This window comes from Thalassoglobus sp. JC818 (assembly GCF_040717535.1).
Taxonomy (GTDB): domain Bacteria; phylum Planctomycetota; class Planctomycetia; order Planctomycetales; family Planctomycetaceae; genus Thalassoglobus.
This window is the reverse complement of sequence record NZ_JBFEFI010000007.1, coordinates 324,474-338,195: the sequence shown is the minus strand read 5'-3', so window position 1 is coordinate 338,195 and position 13,722 is coordinate 324,474. Positions and strand designations below refer to the sequence as shown.

At 51.7% G+C, this 13,722-nt stretch carries 12 protein-coding genes; all 12 read right to left on the bottom strand.

The window, feature by feature from the left end; all coding sequences use genetic code 11:
- Positions 1 to 8: 8 nt before the first annotated feature.
- The gene (locus tag AB1L42_RS19285) at positions 9 to 218 is read right to left on the bottom strand and encodes a helix-turn-helix domain-containing protein (RefSeq protein WP_367059925.1); all 210 of its coding nucleotides are present in this window, start codon (positions 216 to 218) and stop codon (positions 9 to 11) included.
- 159 nt (positions 219 to 377) lie between these two features.
- Positions 378 to 1,112, bottom strand: a complete 735-nt coding sequence (locus AB1L42_RS19280; protein WP_367059922.1) for a hypothetical protein — start codon at positions 1,110 to 1,112, stop codon at positions 378 to 380.
- A complete protein-coding gene (locus tag AB1L42_RS19275) occupies positions 1,109 to 2,275 on the bottom strand; it encodes a tyrosine-type recombinase/integrase (RefSeq protein ID WP_367059919.1) in 1,167 nt (388 codons plus the stop codon). The genes AB1L42_RS19280 and AB1L42_RS19275 overlap by 4 nt, the downstream gene beginning before the upstream one ends.
- 378 nt (positions 2,276 to 2,653) lie before the next feature.
- Positions 2,654 to 3,358 carry a DUF4145 domain-containing protein gene (locus AB1L42_RS19270; RefSeq protein ID WP_367059916.1) on the bottom strand — a complete coding sequence of 235 codons (705 nt, stop codon included), beginning with the start codon at positions 3,356 to 3,358 and terminating at the stop codon, positions 2,654 to 2,656.
- A 52-nt stretch (positions 3,359 to 3,410) separates the two neighbouring features.
- Positions 3,411 to 3,746: a hypothetical protein gene (locus AB1L42_RS19265; RefSeq protein ID WP_367059913.1), complete on the bottom strand. Its 336-nt coding sequence runs from the start codon at positions 3,744 to 3,746 to the stop codon at positions 3,411 to 3,413.
- 110 nt (positions 3,747 to 3,856) lie between these two features.
- Positions 3,857 to 5,047, bottom strand: coding sequence for an acetate kinase (locus AB1L42_RS19260; protein WP_367059910.1), 1,191 nt, complete (start codon positions 5,045 to 5,047; stop codon positions 3,857 to 3,859).
- Complete coding sequence (gene glgX, locus AB1L42_RS19255) at positions 5,044 to 7,107, bottom strand: glycogen debranching protein GlgX (RefSeq protein ID WP_367059907.1); 2,064 nt, start codon at positions 7,105 to 7,107, stop codon at positions 5,044 to 5,046. Before glgX ends, AB1L42_RS19260 begins: the two co-directional genes overlap by 4 nt.
- Positions 7,104 to 7,883: an LOG family protein gene (locus tag AB1L42_RS19250; protein ID WP_367059904.1), complete on the bottom strand. Its 780-nt coding sequence runs from the start codon at positions 7,881 to 7,883 to the stop codon at positions 7,104 to 7,106. Before AB1L42_RS19250 ends, glgX begins: the two co-directional genes overlap by 4 nt.
- Positions 7,884 to 7,922: 39 nt before the next feature.
- Complete coding sequence (locus AB1L42_RS19245; RefSeq protein WP_367059901.1) at positions 7,923 to 10,352, bottom strand: phosphoketolase family protein; 2,430 nt, start codon at positions 10,350 to 10,352, stop codon at positions 7,923 to 7,925.
- Between the two features lie 108 nt (positions 10,353 to 10,460).
- Positions 10,461 to 12,275 carry a V-type ATP synthase subunit A gene (locus AB1L42_RS19240; protein WP_367059898.1) on the bottom strand — a complete coding sequence of 605 codons (1,815 nt, stop codon included), beginning with the start codon at positions 12,273 to 12,275 and terminating at the stop codon, positions 10,461 to 10,463.
- Positions 12,250 to 12,921: a DUF2764 family protein gene (locus AB1L42_RS19235; protein WP_367059895.1), complete on the bottom strand. Its 672-nt coding sequence runs from the start codon at positions 12,919 to 12,921 to the stop codon at positions 12,250 to 12,252. The genes AB1L42_RS19240 and AB1L42_RS19235 overlap by 26 nt, the downstream gene beginning before the upstream one ends.
- An 89-nt stretch (positions 12,922 to 13,010) precedes the next feature.
- Complete coding sequence (locus AB1L42_RS19230) at positions 13,011 to 13,667, bottom strand: hypothetical protein (RefSeq protein ID WP_367059892.1); 657 nt, start codon at positions 13,665 to 13,667, stop codon at positions 13,011 to 13,013.
- Between the last annotated feature and the right edge of the window lie 55 nt (positions 13,668 to 13,722).

Below are 13,722 nucleotides of genomic sequence, written 5' to 3'. Positions count from 1 at the left end.
GTGGTGGACTAAGAGAGCGCGGACGAGCAATTCGTAGCGCGTGCGTCCATGTAAGAATCAAGATCACTGACGAGGTAAATCACCTTGCCTCCGATCTTGCGAAAGACTGGCCCCTTGCCGAGACTGGCCCAGGTGGCGAGCGTCGATTTCGTGACGCCCAGGTAGTCGGCTGCTGCTGCGCGAGTGAGCTTCGCAGGAGAGTTGATTGTGCTTTGCATCGTGAATCCTCATGTTGAATACGGGAAGCGTTAACTGCTTCTGGTATTATGAGGATTCTTATAATTTGATGTTGTAGTCAGTGGCCCGTTGGAGGAATTTTGCTTTCCTAATCCCAGACAAACCCCCGGTCTGTCTGACAAACCCCCGGTCTGTCCAATTCACTCTAGCGCGGAATCATGCGATTCTGGAGTGATAGGGGTTTTCTCGCCAGTGATAGGGTCTTTCGCTTCCCTCAAATGCCGCCGAATCGATCTTTCGACTGGCCGAGTTTTTTCATGATCCAGTTTTTGCCGGCACTCAACAACTATCTGAACGATCTTCGCGAATTTCGCTTTCGGATTCTTTGAAACCGCCTCTTGATAGGCTCGCACCGTTTCGGCCATTGAAAGGTCACCTCCCCCGGTGCGTTTGACTTTGCCTTTGTTGCTACCGTCCCTGTGCTTCTTAACCTGTGGTTCAATTGGCCGAATACTCACGATTCGCTCAATAAATCGTCCAAGTACGTAGCAGTTCATTGCTAAGCGTTGGGCGTCCTCGCTCACACTGGGATCTTTGAAGGCATCATCTAAACTCGCCTCAATCGTTGCTAGAATCATCAATGCAACACGAGATTCCAAAAACTCCATAGATTCCGAAGTAACCTCTGATGATGGATCGAGATTTTTCGGCTTCAGCACTCTATTCAATCGATCTCTGATTGTTGGAACAATCGATTGAAATTCATTGATCAACAATTCACACAAACTGCTTTGAATGTCACCACACACTGTGTCCGTTCTCGCTTCAATCTCCTTTCTGAGATCTTGTTTATTCGATAGCTTAAAACTCTCAAGCAAGTGCCACTGGTACTGTGCCTCTTTCACAATCCCCGTATCGAGAACTTCCCGCTTCATTCCGCACCCCCTTCCCCACTGTTGAGCATCATTTCAACCGCCGCTTGCATCGAGTTTCGGACTGGATCGATTTCCGTTGGTGTGTAGGCTTTCGCTGTCGTGCCGATGTCGGCGTGGCCCAGCGTGTTTTGAATGATTCGTGTCGGAGTGCCAGCGTTGTTCTGCCAAGCACCCAGCGTTCGCCGTAGATCGTGAAACCGTAGGTTCTCGATTCCTGCCTGCTCTTTCACTCGCTTCATTGCCTCTTTTGGATCGATGATGTGTCCAGTCTTGCCGCCGCCTGGAAACACCCACGGAACGCCCGCAGTCGCTTCCTGTTGCCTTCTGCGAAGAATCTCAAGTGCTTGCGGGATCAACGGGACAACATGCACTCGCTTTCCCTTGAACTTCTCTCGCGGGATCGTCCAAACCCCACGGTTCAAGTCGAGTTCCTCCCAGCACATTGTGCAGAGATTGGAGCGTCTGGCCCCTGTGAAGACTGCCAGCTTGATGAAGTCTCGCGTTGTTTCCCGTTGCAGCCCATCGACCGCATCGAAGAACGCTTTCATTTCTTCCGGTCGCAAGTAGCGGTCTCGGCTCGCAATCTTTGGCCGATCGGTTCCCGTCACGGGGTTGTATTCGCACCATTCATGCTTGAGTGCGATGTTGAACATCTTGCTCAACAATGCCCGGACCTTATGAGCTGGGGAAGCCCCTTTCCGGCCTTGGATGTCCGCAATCAGATCAGAAATCAGCCCCCGCCGAATTTCAATAAGTGGTTTGTTCTTCCAGTGTTTGCAGAATCGGTTGAAGTCACGAACGTCGCTTTCCCAAGTTCGCTTATTCGGTTTCGCGTGAACCGTCAAATACAGGTCGAACAATTCGCCCAGCGTCCGCCGCCCGGCTCGGCGGTTTCCGGAAACGTCCTTGCCTTTGGCGATGTCGCCGACGATCGACCGACAACACGCCCTCGCGTCGGTTGCGTTGATGTCCGGGAACGTACCAATCTTCAACCGCTTCGGCTGACCATTGACCCGCCCGTAGTAGTAGAAGACCTTGCGACCAGTTTTCGAGACTGAAACAGCAAAACCAGTCAGCTTTGAATCGTGGATGAATTCGGCCCGTTCATCCGGCAACGGAAGCTTAGAAACCGTTGCGTTGGTTAAGTGAACCCGCTTTCCCATTCCCTTCCGATTCCCTCCTCCGCGCTACGTTTGCGCTACACTTGGCGTCAAAATGCGTCAAATTTGGGGGAATTATAGCAAACACAGTTTTCGGGATAAAGCACCGAATCGGCATAAATGTCGCACTTGATCAAACTTCGTCAAACCCATTGCGCTACGATATCGGCTAACTCTCTGTTTCCGGGATTTTTTGTGCGCAGAGGTTGCTCAATGCTTCACGCAAGGAGAAGAACCTTCAAGCCTCTGACGAAACCCCGCGCAAAATAAAACCCCATGCGGCGATTTGCTGCCCGAGGGTGGTGATTGCATTTCAGTTGGGGCAATCACCTAAGTCATCATGAAAGTGCCAAGAGACAGCCTAAGTTGCGTTTTCAGTTGTCACATTACGCTTGCGATAAAGTCACGAATTCCTTCAATCATTCTCTTCACGTCATTCTCCTCGAAATCATCTGGAAGTCCGTGAGCCGCCGAATTGCGAACTTTTGCCCAAGCTCGGACCTGATCAGCTCGCATCTTGTTATAGACGCCCAGTTTGGCAAGTTCGGAATTCATCGCATCCAGCTTTTTCGGCACCGGTTCCATCTGATTGTGCTGGGAGCAGAGTTCGCGCAAAGTTGACTCCAAAACCGTGCCCGCAATTACGGCTGCTGGTACCTTGTATCCAGAATCCAGGAAATGGTCAGCTTGTTCTAGTTCGTCACCGAACACGTCCGCATGAACGAGACTTCGAATGTTAAAGAGATGACCACCAGTGTACTGATCCTTTGCGGATAGAAAGATAGAAAATAACACATCAAACCAGTCATGTTGGCTTGCGTAATCCTGTTCGGATTCAAGTTTGAATCGTTCAAAAGTTGTTGACTCCCTACCAAACACCCTCTCAAGAAGTGCTTGTACAGACGTAATCCAAGTCGTAAGTAAGTCGAATCTGACGACATCACAAGTTGTCTGTGAGTAACGAGTAGGTTCAAACATGTTTTGAACCCTCGAAGGATGAACTACATTCTGTTTAGTCTTCGTTTCTGCAACTCTGTTCGCCATCTCTTCAAGCTCTGCGAAACGTTTTGCAATTCGATCAGTCATTCAAGCGACCTCATGACTTCGGCAATTTGATACTTCAATATGTGAGTAATTCTCAATCTTCGTCGCGGTCTCTCCAAAGTTCATCGTAAGGCGTTTCTCGAACTACCGTTTCTATCAACCGAGTGAGTTCGCTTCGGAATGTAGATGGAAGACTGTTGTCTTCTTTCACCCACCTCAGCGCTTCCGCCTTCATCCCTTCAAGATCGTATCGATTACTTCCAAAGAAACTTTGCGAAATTCTAACTTCGTCACTGCCCGTCTCCATGGTTTCGAGGAGCGTAAGTTCAAGGATTCCGCCGATTCCTGGCGGTTGTGACTTTCGAACGCCAATGAATAGTCGGTTGTTTCCGCTGTCGTAATGTGCTTCCGAGTAGTACATCGAAGGCATAACTTGCCCTTTCGGTTGATATCGTATTGAGGTGCGACGCGTTTCGCAGTGCTTAGAGTGGCCACATTCTTTACAGTTTCGAATCCCCAAAAGCAAAATCACAAACACTCTCAAGCTTCAGCGAGAGTCATTGCGACTTCGCGGAGCAGGGAGAGGTCTTCTCGTGTTTGGATGACTAGCGTCTTGATTGTTGAGGATTCTGAGATATCGGAATCGGGAGTACATGCAGCGTTTGTGGTCTCGTCGATTTTCACGCCGAGACAGTCGAGACCGCTGGCGATTTGGGATCGAATTTCTGCGGAGTGTTCTCCAATTCCGGCTGTGAAGACGAGAATGTCCAACCCGTTCAACGCGACGTAAAGTTGGCCGACCGCTTTACAGACTCGCTGGACGAAAATCTTCACAGCCAGTTGGGACTTCTCGTGTCCTGATTGGGAAGCTTCGAGGACTTTCCGCATGTCGCTGGAGACACCGGAAACTCCAAGCAACCCCGACTGACGGTTGAGGATTTCTTCGAGCGTGGCTGGCGACAATTGGAATTGCCTTTGAAGATGCAGCAGCAATCCGGGATCGACGGTTCCGCTGCGTGTGGCCATCATCAAACCTTCCAGCGGCGTGAAGCCCATGGTGGTGTCGATCGATCTTCCGTGCCGGATGGCGGTGGCTGAGCACCCGTGGCCGAGATGACAAATCACAATTCGCAAGTTTTCGATTGGGCGTTTAAGCATCTCCGCGGCTCGGTGAGCACAATAAGCGTGGCTCAATCCGTGAAACCCATAGCGACGCACGCCCCACTGATTCGTCCACTCATCGGGAACAGGATAAGTGTAAGCCTCGGGGGGGAGTGTCGCGTGAAAAGCTGTATCGAATACTGCGATATGTGGGACGTTCGGGAGCAGTTCTTTCGCTTCGATAAACGTTTCGAGGCTGGCGGGATTGTGAAGTGGAGCGAGAGCAGAAAGTTCATCAAGCCGGGTTTGGACTTCTTCAGTGATGATTGTTGAAGTTGTGAATTCTCCCCCGTGGACAAACCTGTGTCCGACCGCAGAGATTGAGTTTTCCGCTACGCCACGACCAGCGAGAGAGCTCTGCCAGTCATTCAGAAACTGCTTGACAGCTGCGGAGAAGCTGAACTGGTCGCTTTTATGGAGCGTCGTTTGACCTTGATCGTCGTGGAACTCGTAGCGAGCACCACCTTCTACTCGATCACAATGGGAGTTTGCGAGAATTGTTTCGTCGTCGGAGTCGAGAATGCTCGCCTTTAAACTGCTTGAGCCAGCATTCAACAGCAAGACATTCATGCTGGGATTCCCTCTGAAGTGAGCAGGACGACCGAACGTGATTCGAGACGATAGTGATCGTCCATGACAGGTACGGCCGACTCCCACGGGACGATGTCGTTGGGCGTCTCGAGAGCTGTGTCGATCCACCGGTTCCAGCGATCCCCTTTCAGCGGAGGCAGCTCAAACGTCCTCGGCTCCCAGAATCCATTTAATATTAAATGAAATGAAAGTCCGTCCGGGAGAAGGTGTCCCTGAAGTGCGATACAGTGGGAGTCAAAACCCCAATCGGGCTGATCGACTTTTACGCCGTGCCAGGCCCAATGAACATCTGAAAGCAATTGAATCAAGCTGACGCGATTTCCTTTGTGTTGAGTCATTCGCTGAACTCGGCGACGACACAACAGACTCACGAACCGATAAATGTCCTCGTGCCGATGGACATCATCCCAGTCGAACCAGCTGAGCTCGTTGTCCTGGCAGTAGGCGTTATTGTTGCCATGTTGAGTGCGACGGACTTCGTCTCCCATCGTCAGCATCGGCATCCCCAATGCTAACAGCGTGATCACATGAAAGTTCTTCACCTGACGGTTTCTTAGCGACTCGATATCCGGATCGTCGGTGGGTCCTTCGACTCCACAATTCCAACTGCGGTTATCATTTGATCCGTCTTGGTTATTCTCTCCGTTTAACTCGTTGTGTTTATTGTTGTAAGAAACGAGATCGTTCAGCGTAAATCCGTCGTGGCAAGTGACAAAGTTCACACTCTGTTCGACTTCCCTACCCTTGTAAGCGTAAATCTGCGGGCTTCCAACAATGCGATCAGAGATTCTGCGAACAGCACCCGGTTGTCCTCGAAAGAAATCGCGAACGTCATCGCGAAACTTTCCGTTCCATTCACACCAGTAGTCACCAACAAAGCTTCCGACTTGATACAGCCCTGCTGCATCCCACGCTTCGGCGAGCAACTTTGTCCCCGCCAAATCTGGATCGGATTCGATGTCCCAGAGCACTGGCGGGCTGGGCATTAAGGTTCCGTCTGAGTCTCTCGATAAAATCGATGCCAGATCGAAACGAAATCCGTCGACGTGCATTTCTTTCACCCAATACTTCAAGCTGTCGACGATCATTCGCCTGACAACAGAATTATTGGCGTTTAAAGTATTCCCGCACCCGGTGTAATTTGCGTAATGCTCCCCCGCATCGAGCATGTAATAGACGGGATTGTCGATCCCGCGAAAGCAGAGTGTGGGCCCGTGCTCATTCCCTTCCGCTGTATGGTTAAAGACGACATCAAGAACGACCTCGATACCGGCTTGATGAAACGCCTTCACCATATCTCGGAATTCATCAACCGCAGCGAGAGGCGACTGGCGGGACCTGTACGAGTGATGCGGAGCAAAGAATGAAATGGGGGCATATCCCCAGTAGTTGGACTTTCCGGGAGGAGCATCCTGCGGGTCAAACTGGAAGACTGGCAACAGTTCGACCGCTGTGATTCCTAAAGCTTGCAGATAGGGGATCTTTTCGATGAGGCCGAGATACGTCCCGCGGCGAGATTCATCGACTTCCGAGTTTGGGTTGCTCGTGAAGCCCTTCACATGTAATTCGTAGATGATTGTCTGAGTCGCTGAGTGTCGGAGCGGTTGATCTCCTTCCCAATCGTACAAGTCGGGATCGACCACTACGCTCTTGAGTGCCGACTCCAAATTCTCTCCATGCGATTCGGCCAGGTGCCGCGAATAGTTCTTAGGAAAGGCGACACACTTCCCGTACGGATCGAGAAGCAGCTTGGTTGGGTCAAAGCGAAGTCCAATCTCCGGTTCATATGGTCCGTGAATGCGATAGCCATACATTTGACCGGCATGAACACCGGCGACGAACACATGCCAGTAGTGGTAAGTGCGATTGTCGACCGGGTGCAGTTCAACGACACGAGAAGGAGCTGAATCATCATCGTGTTCGAAAAACAACAACTCGACCCGCGTCGCATGACGTGAATAGAGACTGAAATTCACACCGCCGTCACGGACGTGAGCACCGAGCGGAGAAGCATTGCCAGTCTTGGTGTCTTGGTTCACATCTCGGTTCCTGATGAAGACCTACTAACATCTGTCTCAGAATTTGATTCCGAGCCAAATTCGTTTGCCCATTGAGAATGGTATTCCTTGAGAATTTCAATCGCTTCATCTGCGTTTTTCACACAGCGAGGGATACTCATATCCTCTTCACTCGCAAGCGGCGGATCAGCTGTGGTCATTGATGACCGAGCCCAGTCCACGAGTCCCGGCCACATTTCCCCAACCAGAATGAGAGGTGTGCCGACGAGATGCTGAACCTGAAGCAGTTGCCACACCATGAGAGTTTCGAGAACAGTGCCGATCCCGCCGGGAGCCACGACGAAAGCATCTGACTGGATCACGAACTGTTGCAGACGAGTGAAAAACGTGCGGTGCTCAAATGCCTGTCCGACAAACGAGTTGACTTCCTGCTCGAATGGCAAGTCGACGCGGATTCCGATCGATTGACTTCGATCCGGATCAATCGCTGCTCCTTCATTGGCTGCCTGCATCAGCCCGGGCCCGCCGCCTGTGATAATGTCGCACCCGAGTTTCGCAAGCTGCTCAGCACAGCGTTTCGTCTCCTCGTAGGCAAACGTTCCGGGAGCAATTCGAGCCGATCCGAAAAGGGTAACGCGGAACCGTTCTCGCCGTGACGGCTTCAGCCGAGTGAGGTTGTTGACAACATCCCATAATCCAAGAATCGATTCAGCAAGTACATCTCGAACTTGCCCTTCGTTCGCCAGGCTTACAGCGGCCTGTCGATTGGGTTGAGAAGACGTTTCGTCCTGAGCCATTCTTCACCTCGAGTTCTGTTCTGAATTCATCGGTATCAGCTAGACATTATCTCCTTCTGTGGAGGTTGTCGCGTCCGCTGGTTTGTGATTGCGGCCCCATCCCCATCCGGCGACTTCGGGCATGTCGTCACCGTGCTTGGCGATATACTCTTTGTGGTCAATCAGTTTTTCGTGGAGTTTTTGTTTGAAGTACGCAGCACGCGAACCGAGTTGCGGAAGTCGATCAATGACATCCTCACAGAGATGGAACCGATCGAGATCATTCATGACGACCATATCGAATGGCGTAGTCGTCGTTCCCTCTTCCTTATACCCTCGCACGTGAAGGTTTTTGTGGTTCGACCGTCTGTACGTCAGGCGATGAATCAGCGATGGATAACCGTGGAACGCAAAAATGATCGGCTTGTCTTTGGTAAACAAAGCATCGAAGTCGTGGTCAGACAACCCGTGGGGATGTTCACTTTGAGGTTGAAGTTTCATCAGGTTGACGACGTTGATGACACGGACTTTTAACTCGGGAAGATGCGTTCGAAGAAGTTCAACCGCTGCGAGTGTTTCGAGCGTCGGAACATCGCCGCAACACGCCATCACGACATCCGGTTCGCACCCCATATCATTGCTCGCCCACTCCCAAATCCCCAGCCCGGCAGTACAGTGCTTGATTGCCTGATCCATCGTCAACCACTGCGGAGCTGGCTGTTTCCCAGCGATGACAACATTGACGTAGTTGCGGCTGCGCAGGCAATGCTCTGTCACAGACAGAAGACAGTTCGCGTCTGGGGGCAGATAAACGCGAATGATTTCTGCTTTCTTATTGACAACGTGGTCAATAAATCCCGGATCCTGATGACTTAAGCCGTTGTGATCCTGTCGCCAGACATGGGAGCTCAGAAAGTAATTGAGCGAAGCGATCGGTCGTCTCCATGGAATGTGATTGCATGTCTTTAACCACTTCGCATGTTGATTGAACATCGAGTCAATAATGTGGATGAACGCTTCATAGCACGAGAAGAATCCGTGCCGACCGGTGAGAAGATAGCCTTCCAACCACCCCTGGCACTGATGCTCGCTGAGAACCTCCATCACACGCCCATCCGGCGAAAGGTGATCGTCTTCCGGATAGATCTGGGCCATGTAGCAGCGATCGGTAACGTCCAGTACATCCTGCCAGCGATTAGAATTGTTTTCGTCAGGGCTGAAGATTCGAAAATTCTTGCTGTCGAGGTTGAGCTTCATGACGTCGCGTAGATATCCCCCCATGCAACGGGCTGACTCTGCAATCGTTTCGCCTGGGCTTTTGACCTCAACTTCGTAGTCTCGGAAATCCGGCAGTCTGAGATCTCGCATGAGAAGCCCGCCGTTTGAATGAGGATTGTCACTCATTCGTCGGTGCCCTCCCGGGGCGAGCGAGGCTAATTCTGGAATGAGTCTTCCGTTTTCGTCGAAGAGTTCCTCAGGGCCGTAACTCTTCATCCACGTTTCGAGAATCTGGATGTGATTCTCATTGTTTAGATCCCCCATTGGGACCTGATGGCTGCGCCAATAGTCTTCGCACTTCTTTCCATCAATTTCGGGCGGGCACGTCCAGCCTTTAGGAGTGCGGAACACAATCATCGGCCATTTGGGGCGAGTGACGTTTCCCGTCGAGCGAGCATCGCTCCAGATGTTTTGGATCTTCTCTGTGACTGCATCGAGCGTTTCAGCAAGTTGCTGATGCACAGAAGCAGGATCGTGACCCTCGACGAAGTGCGGTTCGTATCCCATGCCTTCAAAGTATTTCTGCAACTCATCCTTTGGAATTCTCGCAAGGAAGCATGGGTTGGCAATCTTGTACCCGTTCAGATGCAAGATTGGCAGAACGCAGCCGTCACGAGCAGGATTGAGGAATTTGTTGCCATGCCATCCAGTTGCAAGTGGGCCAGTTTCTGCTTCCCCGTCCCCGACGACGCAAGCGACAATGAGATCGGGATTGTCGAAAGCTGCGCCGTAGGCATGGCTGAGTGCGTATCCCAGTTCGCCCCCTTCGTGAATGCTGCCCGGCGTCTCGGGCGCGACGTGACTCGGAATTCCGCCCGGAAAGCTGAACTGTTTGAACAGCTTCTGCATTCCGGCAGCATCTTGTGTGATGTTTGGATATCGCTCGCTGTAGGTTCCCTCCAGATATGCATGAGCAACAAGCGATGGCCCACCGTGCCCCGGACCGATGACGTAGATCATGTTGAGGTCATCTCGCTTAATCACACGGTTGAGATGAACGCACAACATATTTAACCCCGGCGATGTCCCCCAGTGTCCCAGAAGCCTCGGTTTCGTGTGCTCACGTTTCAGCGGTTCCTTGAGAAGAGGATTGTCGAGAAGGTAAATCTGACCGACAGACAGATAGTTCAGCGCTCGCCAGTACGCGTTCATCCGTCGCAGTTCATCAGCACTGAGAGGACCTGCCTGACTCTTTTCGATTGCCTGACTCATTTCACTTCTCCGTTTTGGTCATGCGAGGTAAGTGCTGCACTATAAATTGCGAGCGGTCGTGGAATGTCAATTTCAGATAAAATCAGTTCCCGAATTGCATTCGCTTCTTCAGTCCTGGGCTACCGATTCCGTCTGCTGAAAGGTGTTTGATATTTCTTCGAAGTACTTGTTGAAGTCGGCAGAATCTGGCGGGCTGTAATTCCAGTTCTTAAACAGACCAGTAAGTGTCGTGTAAAAGTCGCGAATTTCATTTCGGTCGTCGAACTGATTCTCGTGTTCAATGATCATCTTCAGAAGTTCGAGACTCTGCTTCTGGCGCGGGCGAGGCATACAGGAATCGACTTCATCGAATGCGTCCTGTTGGAGAAACGCCATGTCGAGCAGGACGGACTTCTGCCAGATCACGAAGTCTTCCAATGTGATCCCTTCTTCGCCGGTCACCTGCATCATCTGGTTGATCGAATCCCCTTCTCGCAGTAGTTCGTGCATCTTTTTGACATCACGCACCCAGTTAGCCCCAAGTTCACTGTTCAACGTGGGAGCCAATTGATCCAGGTAGCGCGACCAGGACTGCAACGGATCGATCGCAGGATAGAATCGGCGATATGCCCGATCGTACGAGAGTCCGAGAAAAGTTTTGACCGTCCCGAGAGTTGATTGCGTGACCGGTTCTTCGAAGTTCCCCCCTGCTGGGGAAACGGTTCCGATCATCGTCAAACTTCCTCGCGAGCCATCCGCACAACGCATCACCCCCGCTCGTTCGTAGACGCTTTTGATCGAAGAATCGAGGTAAGCCGGGAAAGCCTCCTCGCCAGGGATTTCTTCCATTCGTCCCGATGTCTCTCGCATCGCTTGTGCCCATCGAGAAGTGGAGTCAGCGATCAGCAACACGTTCAGCCCCATTTGCCGATAATATTCAGCGAGCGTGACGCCCATATAAATCGAAGCTTCGCGTGCTGCCACCGGCATGGACGATGTATTACAGATGATAATTGTCCGATCCATCAGAGTCCCGCCGGTGCGAGGGTCTTTGGTTTCCGGGTAGAGTGAAATAGTTTCCACAACCTCCCCCGCTCGTTCCCCGCATGCGACAACGACTACGATGTCGACGCTGGAATATCTCGCGATCGTGCTTTGCAGGACGGTTTTTCCTGCTCCGAAAGGGCCCGGAATGCATGCTGTCCCGCCGATAGCGATCGGGAAGAAGGTGTCGATGATTCGCGTTCCCGTTGTCAGCGGCGTCTCAGAATAGAGTCGCTCGGCGTACTTCCTCCGTAACATCGAAGCAGGCACCGGGCGACGGACGGGCCACTGCTGCGTCATCGTCACTTCTCTTTGAATACCGGCAGACTCAATGCGTGCGATCGGTTCCTGGATCGTAAATTCCCCACTTGAGATCTCAAGAATTTTTGCGGGTTCCTGCAGTCCGAATGGAACGAGAATTTTGTGTGTGAACGGTCCTTCCGGAACGGTGCCCAAAACGCCTCCGGGTGGAACGAGTGATCCGACTTCGGCCGTCGGAGTGAATTCCCACTTCTTCTCAGAATCCAAAGGTTCCGCAATCGCTCCGCGCGGGAGAAAGAAGCCGTGTTGGTCTGCGAGTTGATGAAGAGGATTTTGCAGCCCGTCAAAGACCTTTCCCAACAGCCCGGGTCCCAGTGTGGCGGAGAGCATTTCCCCGGTCATTTCGACGCGATCACCGACGCGAACGCCTGTCGTGTCTTCGAAAACCTGCATGTCGGCAGTTCTTCCACGAATTCGCAGTACCTCGGACTTGAGTCGCTCATCTCCGACGCAAATGTATCCAACTTCGTTCTTGCGGACTGCCTGATCTTCACCGATCTCGATGAGGACCAAACTCTCGCGAACTTGAACAACGGTTGCGACGGTCGGAGCTTTACTCTTGCTCTGTGGAATGGACATCTGCCACCTGATTTACAATTTCTGCGAATTTAGTTTGGGCTCGCTCCGTATCGTGCGCCAGCCAGGACCTGAGAATGTCCCACTTGAAGACGTACGCCATCACATCATCGAATTGAAACGTCGGGGCACCGGCGTATTCGGAAAGCCACTTCCAGTTCAGATTCATCAGAGTTTTTTCGAGGTTGAGTGGTTTCACTTCCGCTAGATTCGCCTGGACCTCCGGAATCCACGGATAGACGTACTCAAGCCCGAAGTACGAAGCATTCCAGCGTCTCCGTAGATGCTGCTCTAGGCCCAATTCCCCTTCGAAAACGGGGGTTTCATGCCACTCCAAGCCATCACGTTTTAATCGCAGCGCAGCGACGAGAACTTGCTGTGTGATGCGATACTGGACATAGCTTGTCAGCGATTCGATTCGACATGAGTTCAAGAACTTCTCACATGACTCAGCCCAGGATGCATCGTTCGCTGAGTTTAAACTCAAAGGACGCCAGCGTAATAACATTAACGCTTCATTCAATTTGGAAGCATGTTCCGGACGCAAACCACGCAACCGCTCTTTCAATCGCTGCGGAGTGATTGGCAATCGACGCACTCGTTCGAAATGGACGAGGTGCGGTAAGCTGCATACGAGATCATAGTACATGCTCTGTTCCTCCGAGCACGTAGCGTTTGCCATCCAAGTTGTAAGGTTTGTAAGACATCAGTCTTCTCATGAGCAGTGATGAGTTACATCTACGGGTAATCTTCGTCTGGCATGATCGAATGAAAACGTGGAATGAGTCGGTCGGCAATCAATCGTGAAACCGCCCGATCGGACAGGTCGATCTCGAGATTATCGTCTACCAAATGAACACGAACGCCACCTTCGACTTCTGAGTCCGAAACGATTTCTATTCCTTCCCGTAACATGTCGCTCGTCAAAGCGAGCGCCGTCCGGTGGCCATCTTCTTCGAGAGTGTTCTCGCCATCCAACGCTTTCGAAACTTTCACGATCATGTCTTTGTCCTGAATGACTTCATCAACGGCGCGACCAGCCAGAACGAGCACAATGTTTCGGATCAGGTCCTTGTCGTGTGTCGCCGAGACAACCAGACGTTCGACGAACTCTTCGAAGCGTTTCGTCACGCGAGCTTTGAGTTCCAGCGTTGTGTCTCGCGCTGCAAGTTGGAGTGCGTCCAACGATGCCTGCCGATGGGCTTCAATCTCTGCAAACGCTTTCGACCGAGTCTCTTCGGCTTCGGTTTTGGCCTTCGAAACAATTTCGTTCGCCCGCTGACGAGCGTCTCGGAGAAGTTGATCGGCCTCAGATTGAGCAGCATTGACGCCCTGATCCCGAATACTGTCAATGAGTTCCTGAATACCGGAAGATGATTCTTCGCGATCTTCCATCGTTGCTTCCTTTTCAAACAGTGGAGTTTTCCGACTCCGATCTGACCATGACTCG